The 17,368-nt window shown below is 54.3% G+C and carries 17 protein-coding genes; 1 reads left to right on the forward strand and 16 read right to left on the reverse strand.

Going from position 1 to position 17,368, the window contains the following annotated elements; genetic code table 11:
- Positions 1-221 precede the first annotated feature (221 nt).
- From F3J26_RS14495 to leuS, 13 genes are all read right to left on the reverse strand, one after another.
- Positions 222-1,178, reverse strand: coding sequence for a YbeF family transcriptional regulator (locus F3J26_RS14495; RefSeq protein WP_008456036.1), 957 nt, complete (start codon positions 1,176-1,178; stop codon positions 222-224).
- Positions 1,179-1,423: 245 nt separating this feature from the next.
- Positions 1,424-2,068 (reverse strand): lipoyl(octanoyl) transferase LipB, encoded by a 645-nt coding sequence (gene lipB, locus F3J26_RS14500; RefSeq protein WP_008456039.1) that lies wholly within the window; start codon positions 2,066-2,068, stop codon positions 1,424-1,426.
- A gap of 74 nt (positions 2,069-2,142) precedes the next feature.
- On the reverse strand, positions 2,143-2,406 hold the full coding sequence (gene ybeD / locus F3J26_RS14505; RefSeq protein WP_008456041.1) for a DUF493 family protein YbeD: 264 nt from the start codon (positions 2,404-2,406) through the stop codon (positions 2,143-2,145).
- 109 nt (positions 2,407-2,515) lie between these two features.
- Positions 2,516-3,727 (reverse strand): D-alanyl-D-alanine carboxypeptidase DacA, encoded by a 1,212-nt coding sequence (gene dacA / locus F3J26_RS14510; RefSeq protein WP_008456045.1) that lies wholly within the window; start codon positions 3,725-3,727, stop codon positions 2,516-2,518.
- 144 nt (positions 3,728-3,871) lie between these two features.
- Positions 3,872-5,101 (reverse strand): endolytic peptidoglycan transglycosylase RlpA, encoded by a 1,230-nt coding sequence (gene rlpA / locus F3J26_RS14515; RefSeq protein WP_166994528.1) that lies wholly within the window; start codon positions 5,099-5,101, stop codon positions 3,872-3,874.
- Between the two features lie 16 nt (positions 5,102-5,117).
- Positions 5,118-6,230 carry a peptidoglycan glycosyltransferase MrdB gene (gene mrdB, locus F3J26_RS14520; protein WP_008456051.1) on the reverse strand — a complete coding sequence of 371 codons (1,113 nt, stop codon included), beginning with the start codon at positions 6,228-6,230 and terminating at the stop codon, positions 5,118-5,120.
- Between the two features lie 2 nt (positions 6,231-6,232).
- The gene (gene mrdA, locus F3J26_RS14525; RefSeq protein WP_008456052.1) at positions 6,233-8,134 is read right to left on the reverse strand and encodes a peptidoglycan DD-transpeptidase MrdA; all 1,902 of its coding nucleotides are present in this window, start codon (positions 8,132-8,134) and stop codon (positions 6,233-6,235) included.
- A 27-nt stretch (positions 8,135-8,161) separates the two neighbouring features.
- A complete protein-coding gene (rlmH, locus tag F3J26_RS14530; RefSeq protein ID WP_008456055.1) occupies positions 8,162-8,632 on the reverse strand; it encodes a 23S rRNA (pseudouridine(1915)-N(3))-methyltransferase RlmH in 471 nt (156 codons plus the stop codon).
- Between the two features lie 3 nt (positions 8,633-8,635).
- Positions 8,636-8,953, reverse strand: a complete 318-nt coding sequence (gene rsfS, locus F3J26_RS14535; RefSeq protein ID WP_008456058.1) for a ribosome silencing factor — start codon at positions 8,951-8,953, stop codon at positions 8,636-8,638.
- A gap of 312 nt (positions 8,954-9,265) precedes the next feature.
- Positions 9,266-9,913 carry a nicotinate-nucleotide adenylyltransferase gene (gene nadD, locus F3J26_RS14540; RefSeq protein WP_166994529.1) on the reverse strand — a complete coding sequence of 216 codons (648 nt, stop codon included), beginning with the start codon at positions 9,911-9,913 and terminating at the stop codon, positions 9,266-9,268.
- Entirely contained in the window at positions 9,906-10,937 is a 1,032-nt protein-coding gene (gene holA, locus F3J26_RS14545) for a DNA polymerase III subunit delta (RefSeq protein WP_008456061.1), read from the reverse strand. The genes nadD and holA overlap by 8 nt, the downstream gene beginning before the upstream one ends.
- Positions 10,934-11,545: an LPS assembly lipoprotein LptE gene (gene lptE, locus F3J26_RS14550; RefSeq protein ID WP_008456062.1), complete on the reverse strand. Its 612-nt coding sequence runs from the start codon at positions 11,543-11,545 to the stop codon at positions 10,934-10,936. The genes holA and lptE overlap by 4 nt, the downstream gene beginning before the upstream one ends.
- A gap of 14 nt (positions 11,546-11,559) precedes the next feature.
- Positions 11,560-14,142, reverse strand: a complete 2,583-nt coding sequence (gene leuS / locus F3J26_RS14555; RefSeq protein WP_166994530.1) for a leucine--tRNA ligase — start codon at positions 14,140-14,142, stop codon at positions 11,560-11,562.
- Positions 14,143-14,406: 264 nt separating this feature from the next.
- On the opposite strand from leuS, the gene F3J26_RS14560 reads away from it, so the two are divergent.
- The gene (locus tag F3J26_RS14560) at positions 14,407-14,889 is read left to right on the forward strand and encodes a zinc ribbon-containing protein (RefSeq protein WP_008456066.1); all 483 of its coding nucleotides are present in this window, start codon (positions 14,407-14,409) and stop codon (positions 14,887-14,889) included.
- Between the two features lie 207 nt (positions 14,890-15,096).
- Here F3J26_RS14560 and F3J26_RS14565 read toward each other — a convergent pair whose 3' ends face one another.
- Genes F3J26_RS14565 through F3J26_RS14575 form a run of 3 tightly spaced genes read right to left on the reverse strand, consistent with a single transcriptional unit; the run spans position 15,097 to position 17,236 of the window.
- Positions 15,097-15,822: an amino acid ABC transporter ATP-binding protein gene (locus F3J26_RS14565; protein WP_008456069.1), complete on the reverse strand. Its 726-nt coding sequence runs from the start codon at positions 15,820-15,822 to the stop codon at positions 15,097-15,099.
- Positions 15,822-16,496, reverse strand: coding sequence for a glutamate/aspartate ABC transporter permease GltK (gene gltK, locus F3J26_RS14570; protein ID WP_166994531.1), 675 nt, complete (start codon positions 16,494-16,496; stop codon positions 15,822-15,824). The genes F3J26_RS14565 and gltK overlap by 1 nt, the downstream gene beginning before the upstream one ends.
- Positions 16,496-17,236 carry an amino acid ABC transporter permease gene (locus tag F3J26_RS14575; RefSeq protein ID WP_008456073.1) on the reverse strand — a complete coding sequence of 247 codons (741 nt, stop codon included), beginning with the start codon at positions 17,234-17,236 and terminating at the stop codon, positions 16,496-16,498. Before F3J26_RS14575 ends, gltK begins: the two co-directional genes overlap by 1 nt.
- Between the last annotated feature and the right edge of the window lie 132 nt (positions 17,237-17,368).

The raw sequence follows: 17,368 nt of genomic DNA on the forward strand, positions 1-17,368 counted from the left end.
GCGGATAATGAAGTCAGGCTAATTCAAGCTAAGTTAGGATCTATCAACTATTTTTGAATTAATGGCCGGAAGTATATCATCACGGCCAGGGAGAATCAGTATACCCCAACGTGAAATGGAGAAAGAATTGTAAATGGGTTGTTGTTTTGTGCTAAATACGAGGTTAACGGGCATGGTGTTCACCTCTGAAACGTCCGGCAAGAGGTGAAAACCACTGAGGATCAAGCGAACTCGGTGTGAATGGCTTTGATTATCTCCTGCAGAACCGTGTCCCGGATGCTTAGCTTGTTAAAATGCATGCTGGTTTCCATTGTTTTATCAGCAAACAGATCGCAGTCAACGGCTCGCAGGTTCCAGGTCTCTTTGAACATTTCGTACAGCCGCCAGGGCATGAAGCCCAGCAAATCGCTGCTGCCAAGTAATGAAGACAGGGTGACATAGTTGTAGCTGCTAAACGCTATCTGCCTGTTGGGCAGCCGCTCGCTGATCTCCTGGCGTAGGTCGCGCAGCAAATCATCCTGCATGATCAGGAAGGTGTGCTCCATATTTTGCAGATCTTCGCGAGTGAGCCGCTGTTCAAGACAGGGATGACCTTCCCGGCAGACCACGGCGATACTTTCCTGATACAGCGGCACGCTGGTGATGGTGCGTGCATAGTGGCGACTGGTGTCAATAATCAAATCGGTTTGAAACTGGCTGAGCTGGGACTCACCATCGTTAATGGGCACATTGCGAATAAGCAGATTTGGATTGACCTTGCGGATCGCCGAATAGACTTTAGGGATAACTAAAGCCCCAATAGACGGCTGTGTGGCAATGGTGATGGTGCGCTGCTGGTCATTGCTGTTGTTGAAATCCAACGCGCCGAGAATGGATTCCAGGCCCTGGCTGATATATTCGTGCAGGTGTGCCGCATACGCCGTCGGCGTGACGCCCTGGCCTTTGCGAATGAATAAAGGATCGGGAAAAATATAGCGCAACTTTTGGATAGACTGGCTGATAGCCGAGGGCGTGAGATTTAGCACTCTGGCTGCATTGACGATGCCTTTATGAATGTAGACAGCTTCAAAAATGGTCAGCAAGTTTAAATCTATGTTGCGTAATGTCTTGAATACGGGATAGTTGTTTTCACCATCGCGATCCACGATTTTTTTCTCAGACAGTGGGTTTTGCCCCATGTCAGGTCTCCGCTAAAAAATAAAGAATATTATATTTATAGATACAAATAGACCGTTTGGGGGAATTAGCATAGTTATTTTGCCAACCCAAGCACGAATGAGAAAAATTAAGCCTCAGAAGCTATTCCCAGCTGTCATATTATTTAAATAATGACGTTGCTGAATTATCCAATTAGTGATTATAACCGATGGGCGAAAAAGTGATAAAAAGACAATATCAGGCCTGCGGGAGGCAGGCCTGACGTTTACTCCACTTCGCGGTATTCGTATGGCGGATGGTTTAGCAGGGAGATAAAGTTTTCTACCAGCCGGGGCTGGATATCCGCTACGGTGATGCCTTCTGCAAAATGGCTGACCTGGGTCATCTCCAGCCCGGCGTAGCCGCAGGGGTTAATCCGCAGAAAAGGGGATAAATCCATGTTGATGTTTAACGCCAGACCGTGGAAGGAACATCCCCTCCGAATACGAAGCCCCAGAGAGCAAATTTTGCGTCCGTCGACATACACGCCCGGCGCGTCGGCGCGGGGGTAAGCCTCAATATCATATTCTGCCAGCGTGTTCACCACGGTCTGTTCCAGCATGGTGACCAGTTCCCGTACGCCCAGCTTGCGTCGTTTTAAGTTCAGCAGGAAATACATAACCTGCTGGCCAGGGCCGTGAAAGGTCACCTGGCCGCCGCGATCGCTTTGCACAACGGGAATATCGCCCGGCATCAGGACGTGCTCGGCTTTACCGGCCTGGCCCTGGGTGAAAACCTGAGGATGCTCAACCAGCCAGATCTCGTCGGCCGTCGTCTCATCACGGGTGTCGGTAAAGTCATGCATTGCCTGCGAGACAGGTTCATAAGGCTGCAGGCCAAGGGTGCGGATCAGGATAGTGTCTTGAGACAAAACAACGTCTCCGGGAGAAAAGGGTGGCGGGAAGTATATCACAGCTAAAACCCGGCCTGAGCCGGGTTATCAGATTACAGCACCATACGAACGATTTCGATGTTGCCTAATTCTTCATACAGGGTTTCAACCTGCTCAATGTGGGTGGCATTGATGGTAATAGAAACTGAGTGGTAGTTCCCTTTGCTGCTCGGTTTAACCTGCGGCGTGTAGTCACCAGGGGCGTGGCGCTGCACCACCTCAACGACCAGATCAACCAGCTCCGGTTTCGCCAGGCCCATTACTTTGTAAGTAAAAGAGGTGGGGAATTCGAGCAGTTCGTTCAGTTTGGTTTTCATGGTAGCTCCAGCGTTACGGCAATAAAAATAATAACTCCCGCCGGCGGGCGGGAGTTGCTTTGATGCTAAGTATATGGGGTCAGGTTCGACACTTTCAAGTGTTCAATAATTAACCGAACCAGTGGTGGAACATCAGCTTGATGTAATCAATGATTCGGCTGAAGAAATTCCCTTCCGGCATCTCCTGCAGCACAACTAACGGACGCTGCTCGATGGTTTTACCGTCCAACTGGAAGTTGATGGTGCCCACAACCTGGTTTTTCTGCAGCGGGGCATGCAGTTCAGTCGTGGTCAGCACGTAGCTGGCTTTCAGATCTTTCATGCGGCCGCGAGGAATGGTCAGGTAAACGTCTTTATCCACGCCGAGAGAAACACGGTCGTTATCGCCAAACCAGGCTGGCTCAGAAGCAAACTCTTTACCGGCTTTCAGCGGAGAAACCGTTTCAAAGAAGCGGAAGCCCCAGGTCAGCAGCTTTTTGCTTTCTGTTTCACGGCCTTTGTAAGTGTGCCCGCCAAGAACCGCGGAGATCAGGCGCATCTGGCCTTCGGTAGCGGAAGCCACGAGGTTATAGCCTGCGGCATCGGTGTGGCCGGTTTTAATGCCGTCAACGTTGAGGCTGGTATCCCACAGCAGACCGTTACGGTTGGTCTGACGAATGTTGTTGAAGGTGAACTCTTTTTCTTTGTAGATAGCGTATTCGTTCGGCACATCGCGGATCAGCGCCTGGCCGATCAGCGCCATATCACGCGCGGAGCTGTACTGACCTTCAGCGTCCAGGCCGTGCACGGTCTGGAAGTGGGTGTTTTTCAGGCCCAGGGCAGAAACGTAGCCGTTCATCAGGCTTACGAAAGCATCCTGGCTGCCGGCGACGAAGTCGGCCATCGCCACACAGGCGTCGTTACCTGACTGCAGGTTAATACCGCGAACCAGTTTGTTGACCGGTACCTGCATACCCGGCTGCAGGAACATCAGCGAGGAGCCTTTAAACACCGGGTTACCGGTGGCCCAGGCATCTTTGCCGATGGTGACCATCGCATTGTCGTCGAATTTACCGGCTTTCATCGCCTGGCCAATGACATAGCTGGTCATCATCTTGGTGAGGCTGGCCGGGTCGCGGCGTGCGTCAGCATTTGATTCGGCCAGCACTTTGCCTGAGTTGTAGTCAATCAGGATATACGCTTCTGCATCAATCTGCGGGACGCCCGGGATCATAGTTTTAATGTTGAGGTCGTCAGCTTGAGCAGAGGCCATAGTCGCAAGAGCGAAAGCCGAGGTGAGCGCCAGGCGCTTAACAAAACGTGCAGAAGGAGCTGTATTCATGATGGAACTACGACGTCCGTGATGGAATTAAAAAAAAGTGCCTTACTATAGCAAAAGCATTTTTGACTGGCATCTGACTTTGCGCGTGAGTTTGTTAATGGTCTTTACACAAATTTACGGGCAAGAAACAGGCCAGTCATAGCTTTACATAGCGGGAGCGTTGGTCACAAATGACTGCTGTTGCGCTTCCGACATCAGGCGCTGCTGCAGGGCGGTGGCTTCAGTACGGCTGCTGAACGGGCCAAGCTGAACGCGATACACGGTGCCGTTATGAGACACTGCGCCCGGCACGCCAAACTGCTGGCTTAACTTTTGCTGCCACTGGCTGGCGCGTGCGCCGTCGCTCACGGCACCGACCTGAACAACGTAACGGCCGCTGCTGGCGGGTACGCTTGCTGTAGCTACACTGCGCTGAACGTGACCTTGAGTTGAACCAGGTGCGGTGACTGGCGCAGAAACGGCAGGCGCTGGCTGCTCAACGATCGGCGCTGGCTGTGGGGCTACTGGCGGAGTAGGCGCCACGGCTGGTGCCGCTGTTGCTGCGACAGGTTGCTGCGTCGCGGAGGCTGCTGCAGCCGTGGCCGGAGCATCAGGTGTTTCTATCACGCCTGCCGCAAGTGGCGTAGGAGCACCGAGAAAACCGCTGCTCTGAACAGGTGCGCCGGTGGTATCTGCGCTTTGCAGCGTCGAGTTGCTGATGGCGCGCACATCGCCCTGTGGTGCCGCTGGCTGAGAAGGGGAGGAGGCGCTTCCCATGCCGCCGCTAAGATCCGGACGGGCCGGCAGCGCATAGGTCTGTTTGGCGATAGTCGTACAGGCCGTACCTGGACCGGACATGGTGCCATCCTGTGCAACGATAATAGGGTCGATACGGACTTTAGTATTGTTTGAGGTGTTCAGCCTGTCTGCTGCCGCGCGAGACAGCGAGATCACCCGATCGTTGCCGTAAGGGCCGCGATCGTTGATGCGAACCACAATCATGCGGCCATTCGCGAGGTTAGTGATTCGCGCATAGCTTGGAATAGGCAGCGTTGGGTGTGCTGCGGTCAGCGCATTAGGATCGAACGCTTCGCCAGAGGCGGTCAGGTTGCTGCCTGGTTCGGCGTCGTAGATAGCCGCGAAGCCTGCCTGGCTGAAGTTTGCCGGATTCTGAACAATTTTGTAGCTTTTGCCGTTGTTCTGGTAATCCTGGTTAACTGACGGATTCAGCGGCTCGTAACGTGGCTCGGCGCCGCTGATTTCCACGACTGGACCGTTGCACACGGCCGGCTGTGGCGCCTGATTAACCGGCTGCTGACTCTCATCATTTGACGAACATGCTGCCAGTAACGCTGCTGCGATGCAGACGCCAGCCCACCGTTTTTGCTTACCCATTGCGCACCTCATCCAGTTACACGCTTTTTGATAACATTTTTCTGTGAGTATGTATCGACATGACGATACCAAACCCGGCCATCAGCACGATTAGCGCCGACCCCCCGTAGCTGACTAGCGGTAGCGGTACGCCGACCACCGGTAAGATACCACTAACCATGCCAATATTTACAAATACATAGACGAACAGGATCAGCATCAGCCCGCCGGCCATTACGCGGCCAAAGGTGGTCTGTGCCCGAGCGGCAATAAACAGGCCGCGCATGATCAGCAGCAGATAGAGCGCCAGCAGCACCAGAATGCCGACTAAGCCTAGCTCTTCCGCAAGCACCGCGAAGATAAAGTCCGTATGACGTTCGGGCAAGAACTCTAGCTGCGACTGCGTGCCGTGCAGCCAGCCCTTGCCGCGCAGGCCCCCGGAGCCGATGGCGATTTTGGACTGAATTATATGATAGCCCGCGCCGAGCGGATCGCTTTCTGGATCTAACAGCATCATCACGCGCGCGCGCTGGTAGTCATGCATCAGGAAGAACCACAGGATCGGCACGAAGGCGGCTACCAGCAGAACGGCAACCAGAATAAGTCGCCAGCTCATGCCGGAAAGGAACAGCACAAACAGGCCCGATGCGGCGACCAGAATGGAGGTACCCAGGTCCGGCTGGGCGGCGACCAGCAGGGTCGGCATGAAGATCAGGACGAGCGCAATGCCGGTGTTTTTCAGCGTGGGCGGGCAAACGTCGCGGTTAATAAAGCGGGCAACCATTAGCGGAACGGCAATCTTGGCGATTTCCGAAGGCTGGAAACGCACGAAGCCCAGATCGAGCCAGCGCTGGGCCCCTTTTGAAATGGCCCCGAAGGCATCAACCGCCACCAGCAGAATAATACAGAAGATATAGAGATAGGGCGCCCAGCCTTCGTAGACGCGAGGCGGAATTTGCGCCATGACGACCATAATCACCAGCCCCATCAGGATCTGGCCGATTTTACGCTCCATCATGCCCATATCCTGGCCGCTGGCGCTCCATACCACCAGGGCGCTGAACACCAGCAGCGCGAGGATGGTCACCAGGAAGGTCGGGTCGAGGTGAACCTTATCCCAAATTGTTTTTTTATTAGGATTGTCAGTCATGCTTATTGATCCTCTGCGGCCGAGGCGGCCGGTGCTTCCGACGGCAGTACCGTGTTGTTATCCCCTAACATGACGTGGTCGAGGATCTGACGCATGATGCTCCCGACGGCCGGGCCTGCACCGCCGTTCTCCAGTATCATGGTCACGGCGTACTGTGGGTTGTCATACGGCGCAAATGCTGTCATCAGCTTGTGGTCACGTAGGCGTTCGGCAATTTTATGTGCGTTATACGTTTCGTTGGCTTTCAGGCCAAAGACCTGCGCAGTACCAGATTTTGCTGCCACTTTATAAGGCGCATTCGCGAAGTATTTATGCGCAGTACCGTTAGGCCTGTTGGCTACGCCATACATCCCGTCTTTGGCAATTTCCCAATAGCCCGAGTGGATGTCGCCCACCGGTGCTTCAGTCGGCTGCTGCCAGGGAACCTGTTTACCGTTTTCGGTGGTGCTCATCAGCAGGTGCGGAACGCGAACGATGCCGTCGTTGATCAGGATCATCATCGCCTTGCTCATCTGGATTGGCGTGGCCGTCCAGTAACCCTGGCCGATACCGACCGGAATGGTGTCACCCTGATACCACGGTTTTTTAAAGCGCTTCAGCTTCCACTCGCGCGTCGGCATGTTGCCCGCGCGCTCTTCTGAAAGGTCGATGCCCGTCAGGTGACCGTAGCCAAACTTACTCATCCATTCGCCGATGCGGTCGATCCCCATGTCATAGGCGACCTGGTAGAAGAAGGTATCCGCCGATTCTTCCAGGGATTTTGTGACGTTCAGGCGGCCGTGGCCCCATTTTTTCCAGTCGCGGTAGCGTTTTTCCGAGCCGGGCAGTTGCCACCAGCCGGGGTCAAACAGCGAGGTGTTGCGGGTGATCACTCCGGCGCTCAATGCAGAAACTGCCATATAAGGCTTCACGGTAGAGGCCGGTGGATACACACCCTGAGTCGCACGGTTAATTAACGGCGTGTTCGGGTCGTTTAGCAGGCCAGAGTAGTCTTTGCTGGAGATACCGTCGACGAACAGGTTCGGGTTATAGCTTGGCATAGAAACCAGCGCCAGAATGCCGCCCGTACGCGGATCGGTAACGACCACCGCAGCACGACTCCCTGCGAGCAGGGTTTCGATGTAGGTTTGCAGCTTCAGATCGAGGGTCAGATAAATGTCATGCCCGGCCTGAGGCGGCACTTCTTTAAGCTGGCGGATGACGCGGCCACGGTTGTTAACCTCAACCTCTTCGTAGCCCGTTTGCCCGTGCAGGACATCTTCGTAATAGCGCTCGATACCGAGCTTGCCGATGTCGTGGGTCGAGGCGTAGTTGGCCAGCTTGCCTTCTTTATCCAGGCGCTCAACGTCTTTGTCGTTGATTTTAGAAACATAGCCAATGACGTGGGTTAGCGCGGAGCCATAAGGATAGAAGCGGCGTTTGTAGCCTTTCACTTCCACACCCGGGAAGCGGTACTGGTTTACGGCAAAGCGGGCAACCTGAACTTCCGTCAGGTTAGTTTTTACCGCAATGGAGGTGAAGCGGTGCGAGCGGGCACGCTCTTTCTTGAAATTCGCGATGTCGTCATCGGTCAGGTCAACCACCGGGCGCAGCGCCTCCAGCGTATCCTGAACGTTATCGACTTTCTCCGGCATCATCTCGATTTGATAGATGGTGCGGTTTAGCGCCAGCGGGGTGCCGTTACGATCGTAAATAATGCCGCGGCTGGGCGGGATGGGCACCAGCTTAATGCGGTTTTCATTGGACCGCGTCTGATAGTCGTTAAAGCGAACGATTTGCAGATTATAAAGGTTGGCGATCAGCACGCCGGTAAGCAGCAAAATGCCGATAAAAGCGACCAGCGCCCGGCGCACAAAGAGCGCAGACTCAGCAGTATAGTCGCGAAAAGAATTCTGTAATTTCATTCGCTGCTTAGTATTACCCGCTCAGGTTTACTCACGATGGTAAGGGTGGTTGGTGGTAATGCTCCACGCCCGATAGAGACTTTCCGCCACCAGCACTCTGACCAGCGGATGAGGCATGGTTAGCGTGGAGAGCGACCAGCTTTGCTCGGCAGCGGCCTTACAGGCTGGTGCTAATCCTTCGGGGCCACCGATTAACAGGCTGACATCGCGGCCATCCTGCTTCCAGCGCTCGAGCTGCGTGGCAAGCTGGGGGGTATCCCACGGTTGACCGGGAATATCCAGCGTCACGATTCGATTACCTTTGCCCGCGGCGGCCAGCATCATTTCACCCTCTTTTTCGAGGATACGTTTGATATCGGCATTTTTGCCGCGTTTTCCAGCCGGAATTTCTACCAGCTCAAAAGGCATATCTTTCGGGAAGCGACGCAGGTACTCGGTAAAGCCTGTCTGCACCCAGTCAGGCATTTTGGTTCCAACGGCCACCAGTTGCAGCTTCACCCGTTAGCTCCAGAGTTTTTCCAGTTCGTACAGCTGGCGGCTCTCTTCCTGCATGACGTGAACGATAATTTCGCCAAGATCGACAACAACCCAGTCGGAAGCGTTGATGCCTTTCACGCCCATCGGCGACAGGCCAACTTCGCGGGAGGACTGCACAACGTGTTCAGCAATTGACATGACGTGGCGGTTAGATGTCCCGGTGCAGATAACCATGCAATCGGTGATGCTGGATTTGCCTTTAACATCAATTGCGATGATGTCCTGGGCTTTGAGGTCGTCGATTTTATCGACAATGAAATCCTGAAGTGCTTTACCCTGCAAGTGTTCCCCCTGAGAGAATGAGAGTGTTTGGTTTAACCCGTAATAACCCTGGACCAGCAGGGCAGGCGGCTTTGGCTGAAAAATTGGCCGACCAGCGCGAATCGCGGGCTATCATCCCATTGCGCGCCGGAGTTTGCATTGCCATTTTTGTAAAACTATTTCAGAAAAGCCGGATTACGGGCAGGAAATTATGGCAGCGGAGCATAACAGCCTGAGAAGTGGTGTCAATGGCTGGCTTTCCCGGTGAATCATAATAGCGTAATCCAGTGCGCTTCACTGTTCTCCTCCCGTAATTTAGACGAGCCCCAACGCTTAGCGATAAAGCCCGTGCTGGAGAATAAAAGCCAGTACATCAGGCGGGAGCAGATCGTCGCAGGGCTGATTGCTCTCAAGCCGATGGCGAATGGTGGTTGCGGAGATATCGTAGAGCGGGGTTGGGGCTAGAAAGACTTTCCCGGCGGGCTGCTGGTGCAGCGTTACGACTGAATCAGTGACGTTTTGCGCGAGCCACGTTTGCTGTTCGGGTGTTTCCATGGTTAGCGGATAGCCGGGCCGCTGGGTGACCAACAGGTGGCACAGCGTGAGCAGCGTTTCCCAGCGGTGCCAGCGGTGCAGGCTGAGCAATGAGTCCTGGCCAATAATAAAGGCCAGCGGCTGTTTTGGCCCCAGCTCGGCGCGAAGCTGCTCCAGAGTTTCCACGGTCCATGACGGTGTCGACCGGCTCAGCTCCCGGTCATCCAGCGTGAAAAGCGGGTTGCCTGCTATTGCTAGCTCAATCATCTCTTTGCGCTGCGCGCTGCTCGCTTCCGGCTGTGGGCGATGCGGCGGCACATTATTGGGCATGATGGTGACGCTTTTCAGCTTCACCAGCCTGGCAAGGGCTTCAACGGATTTCAGATGACCATAGTGGATAGGATCAAAGGTGCCGCCATACAGCGCCAGAAGAGATGAATCAGGCATCAATAAAGATTTCCGGTAAGGCTTTATGGCAGATCAGAAGAGAAAGGCCTTCGAGTTCGTCCCAGACTGACTGCCCGTAGTCCTGCTTCAGCGTCAGTTCGATACGCGTCAGTAAACGAACGGCCTGATAAAGCTGTTCCGAAGAAACGCGATTGAGCGCTTCAGTAACCAACTGGCGGCGGTTTTGCCACACGCGTTGCTGATCGAACAGCGTCCGTAAGGGCGTCGTTGCCGACTGACGTTTGAGATTGACCAGTTGCAGCAGTTCCCGCTGCAGGGTTCGCAGCAGAATGACCGGCTCGCTGGCTTCCAGACGAAGCTGCTGCAATATGTGCAGTGCTCGTTTGCTCTTTCCGGCAAGCAGCGCATCTACCCAGTGAAAAGGCGTGAAATGGGCGGCATCGTTTACGGCTTGCTCAACGCGCGGTAGCGTCAATTTACCGTCTGTCCAGATGAGCGACAGCCTCTCTAATGCCTGAGAAAGCGCCAGCAAATTGCCCTCATAGCAGTAGCAGAGCAGCTGGTTAGCAGCCTCGTCCAGCGTCAGATTCATCTGTTTTGCGCGCTGAGATACCCAGCGGGGCAGATTGGCCTGTTCTGGCGTCTGGCAGGTCACCAGCACGGAGCGGTTTGCCAGTTGGGTAAACCAGGCGGCATTTTCCTGCGCTTTGGTCAGTTTGTTGCCGCGAACCAGGAGCAAAATATCGTCGTGGAGCAGGCTCACCAGCGTTTCTAGCTGAGCGTTAATGGCGGCATTTGGGCCGTTTTCCGGCAGCAATAAGAGCAGCGTCTGGCGGCTGGCAAACAGACTGAGCGCCTGGCAAATAGCAAACAGAGCCTGCCAGTCAGTGGAGGCATCTATCTGAACGGCGTGATGTTCTTCAAAGCCGTTTTGCTGGGCGTGTTTGCGCACCGCATCCTGGCTTTCCTGTAATAAGAGAGGATCGTTACCTAACAGCAGATACGCCGCGCGCAGCCCTTCATTGAGCTGCGCGTGGAGTTGTTCCGGATACACTCGGATCATTTGCTACCAGAGGTTGCCGGCAGAGTGGTGGACACCCGGCCTGCAGGTACGGCTGGTTTCTCTGCGCTAACGGGCTTTACTTCGTCTTTCGTTGCTGCAAGATCGGCCGCGTGTACTGCCATCAGTTTACGGATCAGCTGTTGGGCAACGTTGGTGTACATCTCTTTGATAATCAAATCCTGCTCGGCGTCTTTTGCCAAGGCAGTCAGTGGGTTATCAAAGAACGAACGGTAGGTCTTCGCGCTGATCGGATAAATGTCGTGCCCTGGGATCAGGACCTGAGCATTAACAACCATCACCATCTGGTATTCCGCGGTCTGGCCGTTCTGGAATACTGAAGCGGTGTCCTGGCTAAGACCGTAGGCGCCCACGCGCAGGGACGGAATATCCTTACGCACGCCAGTGCCGGTATCGTCAACAATCGTGACGCCGTTTAAGCGCAACTGTTTACGAATTTCACGCGTTAGCGGACCGTTAGGATCGCCAGAGTTGAGGATCAGCGTCTTCATCTCTGAAGGGACCTGCGTGTTGCCACGCAGGTGAAAACCACATCCAGCGGTGACCAGCACCGCCAGGGTTACTAACAGGGTGATAAAGGGATGTCGCACGCTTCCTCCTGCGCTTAGCCCACAACCAGGTTGAGCAGTTTACCCGGAACGTAAATCACTTTACGTACGGTTACACCCTCAAGATATTTCGCGACCAGATGTTCCTGACCGGCGCGCTCGCGCACTTGTTCTTCAGTGGCATCGGCAGGCACGGTGACTTTACCGCGTACTTTACCGTTAACCTGAACGACCACCAGGCGAGAGTCTTCGACCATTGCCTTTTCGTCAGCCTGCGGCCACGGTGCGTTATCCACATCACCTTCACCGCCCAGCGACTGCCACATATCGAAACAAACGTGCGGGGTGAACGGATACAGCATACGTACAACGGCCAGCAGCGCTTCGTTCAGCAACGCACGATCCTGTTCGCCGTCCTGCGGTGCTTTTGCCAGTTTGTTCATCAGCTCCATGATGGCAGCGATGGCGGTGTTGAAGGTCTGACGGCGGCCGATATCGTCGGTCACTTTAGCAATGGTTTTATGCACATCGCGACGCAGGGCTTTTTGATCTTCGCCCAGGGCAGCAATGTCCAGCGCTGGCGCAGCACCACGGTTGGTGTGTTCGTAGACCAGTTTCCAGACGCGTTTCAGGAAGCGGTTGGCGCCTTCAACGCCGGATTCTTGCCACTCAAGCGTCATGTCTGCAGGTGAAGCAAACATCATAAACAGACGCACGGTATCCGCGCCGTAGCGTTCAACCATGACCTGTGGGTCGATGCCGTTGTTTTTCGACTTCGACATTTTGCTCATGCCAGCATAGACCAGTTCACGGCCTTCTGCGTCACGGGCTTTGACAATGCGGCCTTTATCATCGCGCTCAACGATAGCGTCGACCGGGGAAACCCAGTTACGCTCGCCGTTAACGCCGGTGTAATAGAAGGCGTCCGCCAGCACCATGCCCTGGCAAAGCAGCTGTTTGGCTGGTTCGTTGGACGTCACCATGCCCGCATCGCGCATCAGCTTGTGGAAGAAGCGGAAGTAAAGCAGGTGCATGATGGCGTGTTCAATCCCGCCGATGTAGATATCCACCGGCAGCCAGTAGTTAGCAGCTTTGGAATCCAGCATGCCTTTGTCGTACTGAGGGCAGGTGTAGCGCGCGTAGTACCAGGAGGACTCCATAAAGGTGTCGAAGGTGTCGGTTTCACGCAGCGCAGGCATGCCGTTGACGGTAGTTTTCGCCCACTCAGGATCGGATTTAATCGGACTGGTGATACCGTCCATGACCACATCTTCCGGCAGAATAACCGGCAGCTGATCTTCCGGGGTTGGCATCACTGTGCCGTCTTCCAGGGTGACCATTGGGATGGGGGCGCCCCAGTAACGCTGACGGGAAACGCCCCAGTCGCGCAGACGGAAGTTCACTTTACGCTCGCCCACGCCTTTAGCGGCCAGCTTATCAGCAATGGCGTTAAACGCCTGCTGGAAGTCCAGACCGTCGAACTCGCCAGAGTTAAACAGCGCGCCTTTTTCGGTCATTGCGGAGGCGGAAAGATCCGGCTCGCTGCCGTCGGCATTCAGAATTACCGGCTTGATTGGCAGGCTGTATTTTGTGGCGAATTCCCAGTCACGCTGATCGTGGCCTGGAACGGCCATCACGGCACCTGTGCCATATTCCATCAGCACGAAGTTGGCCACCCAAACCGGAACGCTTTCGCCGGTCAGCGGATGAATGGCGTTAATGCCGGTGGCGACGCCTTTCTTCTCCATGGTCGCCATGTCGGCTTCGGCCACTTTGGTGTTACGGCATTCTTCAATGAATTCGGTAAGGGTAGGGTTATTGACTGCAGCCTGCTGCGCCAGAGGGTGACCGGCGGCAACGGCCAGATAAGTCACACCCATAAAGGTATCAGGGCGAGTTGTGTAAACGGTCAGCTTCTCGGCGCTGTTTTGTACGTCGAAGGTGATTTCCACGCCTTCGGAACGGCCAATCCAGTTGCGCTGCATGGTTTTAACCTGATCCGGCCAGTGATCGAGGGTATCCAGGTCGTTCAGCAGTTCGTCGGCGTAGGCGGTGATTTTGATGAACCACTGCGGGATCTCTTTGCGCTCAACTTTGGTGTCGCAGCGCCAGCAGCAGCCGTCGATAACCTGCTCATTCGCCAGCACGGTCTGATCGTTCGGGCACCAGTTAACCGCGGAGGTTTTTTTGTAAACCAGACCTTTGTTGTACAGCTGAGTGAAGAACTGTTGTTCCCAGCGATAGTATTCAGGCGTACAGGTAGCCAGTTCACGGCTCCAGTCGTAACCGAAGCCCAGCGTTTTCAGCTGGTTCTTCATGTAATTGATGTTGTCGTAGGTCCACGGGGCTGGCGCGGTGTTGTTTTTTACCGCGGCGCCTTCAGCCGGCAGGCCGAAGGCATCCCAGCCGATCGGCTGCAGGACGTTTTTACCCAGCATACGCTGGTAGCGTGCGATAACGTCGCCGATGGTGTAGTTACGGACATGGCCCATATGTAGTCGGCCGGAAGGATAGGGCAACATGGAGAGGCAGTAGTATTTCTCTTTGCCTTCGTCTTCGGTCACTTCAAAAGTACGGTTCTCTTGCCAGTGTTGCTGGACATTGGATTCTATCTCTTCCGGGCGGTATTGCTCTTGCATGGCAGCCAGTAGTCCTGTGTATGAAAGACGGCTACGAAACGTAGCCTTTAATGAATTCGAGTTTAGATCGCCATAGCATAGCCGATTCGACAGCGGCAAAACAGCCTTTCAACGCCCTCAGTAACCATTTCACCGTTCCGTAACGCTTGCAGTTTTTTACCCAGGGTGTGGCTAATCTAACAAAGCGTTGCCGGATTAACGTCTACTATTAGAGTCAGTTACCACGCCGCAAACGCGGGAATCCTTCAAGGAGGCAGGCTAACGATGAACAAGGTTGCTCAATTTTATCGGGAACTGGTCGAATCGCTAAGTGAACGGCTACGCAAGGGTGAGCGCGATATTGATGCGCTGGTTGCCAGCGCCCGTAAGCAGATGAATGATACAGGCGAACTGACCCGAACGGAGATAGAAGAGGTAACGCGTGCGGTGCGCCGTGACCTTGAAGAGTTTGCTCGTAGCTACGGGGAAAGTCAGGAAGAGTTCACCGACAGCGTTTTTATGCGGGTGATTAAAGAGAGTTTATGGCAGGAGCTGGCGGACATTACCGACAAAACGCAGCTTGAGTGGCGGGAAGTGTTTAAAGATCTCAGCCATCACGGGGTGTATCACAGCGGGGAAGTTGTTGGGTTAGGCAATCTGGTGTGTGAAAACTGTCACCACCACATTGCGATTTACACGCCTGATGTGCTGCCGGTTTGCCCGAAATGCGGCCATAATCAGTTTCATCGTCGGCCGTTTGAGCCTTAAAAAAAAGCCTTCCGTAAGGAAGGCTTTCAGACGGATACCAACTTCTGGCGAGAAAAGAAAAGTCCGGCGGCTCGTTAACCAACTGGAAAATCAATTCATTGATTTTCGGCTGATAACCACAAAGAGGGAAAAACCACGCTTTTTTCCTCTTTGTCATCAACATTAAAGCCTTCCGCAAGGAAGGCTTTTGACTGTGGTGCGTTACGTTTAGTGCAGGATTTTCGCCAGGAAGTCTTTGGCACGTTCAGACTGAGGGTTATTGAAGAAGTCGTCTTTGTTTGAGTCTTCGACAATTTTCCCCTCATCCATAAAGATCACGCGGTTTGCCACTTTGCGGGCAAAGCCCATTTCGTGGGTCACCACCATCATGGTCATGCCCTCATTGGCCAGCTCAACCATAACGTCCAGTACTTCGTTGATCATTTCCGGATCGAGCGCTGAGGTTGGTTCGTCAAACAGCATTGCAATCGGATCCATGCACAGGGCGCGGGCAATCGCCACACGCTGCTGCTGGCCGCCGGAAAGCTGCGCCGGATATTTATCGGCGTGTGCGGCCAGCCCTACGCGCTCAAGTAATTTTAACCCTTTGGCGCGGGAAGCGGCTTTATCACGTTTCAGCACTTTGACCTGGGCAAGCGTCAGGTTTTCGATAATCGACAGGTGAGGGAACAGCTCGAAGTGCTGGAACACCATGCCAACGTGGGAGCGGAGCTGCGCCAGATTGGTTTTCTTGTCGTTCACCTGGGTGCCGTTCACCAGGATTTCGCCTTTCTGTACGGGCTCAAGGCCGTTGACGGTTTTAATCAGCGTGGATTTGCCAGAACCAGAAGGCCCGCACACGACGACAACTTCGCCTTTCTTCACTTCGGTGGAGCACTCGGTCAGCACCTGAAAGTGACCATACCATTTAGAAACATTTTTCAGGGTAATCATTACACAGTCCTTTTCTTCAAGTAGCTGACCAACAGCGATGCACTGAGGCTAATCACAAAATAGACCAGGCCGGCAAACAGGATCATCTCGACCTGTGTACCGTCACGCTCGCCAATGGTGGAGGCGGTGCGGAAGAAGTCTGCCAGGCTTAAAACGTACACCAGCGAGGTATCCTGGAACAAAACGATGCCCTGGGTTAACAGCAGCGGCACCATCGCGCGGAAGGCCTGCGGCAGGATGATGAGTTTCATCGACTGCCAGTGGGTCATACCCAGCGCCAGGGCGGCATTTGACTGCCCTCTGGAAATACTCTGAATACCGGCGCGAATGATTTCCGAATAGTAGGCGGCTTCAAACATGGAGAAGGCGACCATCGCGGAAATCAGGCGGATATCGGTTTTTGGCGACAGGCCAAGCACCGACTGCAGGAAGCCAGGCACCACCAGATAGAACCACAGCAGTACCATCACTAACGGCACGGAGCGGAAAACGTTCACGTAAGCGGTAGCAAACCACGCGATCGGCTTGAAGCTCGACAGGCGCATGACGGCCAGCAGCGTACCCCAGACAATACCGATCACCACGGCGGTAACGGTGATTTTGAGCGTAATGACCAGCCCCTGCATTAAGTAAGGCAGGGCAGGAAGAATAGAACTCCAGTCAAGATTGAGCATTATTTGCCCCCCATATTGCCAGGCAGGCGAATTTTACGTTCTACCACATACATCACGCCCATGATGACGGCGTTGATCAGTACATAGGCAAGGGTAATCGCCGTAAAGGATTCATAGGCGTGTGCCGAGTAATCCAGCAGCTTGCCAGCCTGCGCCGCCATATCCACCAGACCAATGGTTGAAGCGATGGCCGAGTTCTTCACCAGGTTCATCATTTCGGAGGTCATCGGCGGCACAATAACGCGATAGGCATTAGGCAACAGCACGTAGCGATAGGCCTGAGGCAGCGTCAGTCCCATTGCCAGAGCCGCGTTCTTCTGGCCGCGAGGCAGGGATTGAATGGCGGCTCGTACCTGTTCACAAACGCGAGCGGCGGTAAACAGCCCGAGGCAAATCATTGACGAGAGGAAGAACTGAATATTGGGATCCAGCTCGGACTTAAACCACATGCCAATGTTTTCCGGCAGCAGTTCAGGCACCACCAGATACCAGGTAAAGAATTGGACGATCAGGGGAACGTTGCGAAAGAGTTCAACGTAGAGCGTACCTAGCCCGGACAGGAATTTGTTAGGGACCGTACGCAAAATACCAAACAGAGACCCCACCAGAAAAGCAATGATCCATGCGGTTATTGACAGGGCGACGGTGACCTGGAAGCCATTCCAAATCCAGCCCAGATAGGTTGTGTTGCCGAACGGGGCGGGCTGTAAAAAGATTCCCCAGTTCCAGTCTATAGACATAACTTACTCCGAGATAAAAAAAGAGGGTAGCGCAGGCTACCCTCGAAGATTGATGAGAAGCCGGTGCCCTGAAGCAGATCTTTGTCTGCATTTTTGGGCACCTTCACGCTGGTGGGGGAACGACCCACCAAC

Origin of the sequence: Enterobacter sp. Ap-867, from assembly GCF_011752855.1 — a bacterium.
Lineage (GTDB): Bacteria > Pseudomonadota > Gammaproteobacteria > Enterobacterales > Enterobacteriaceae > Cedecea.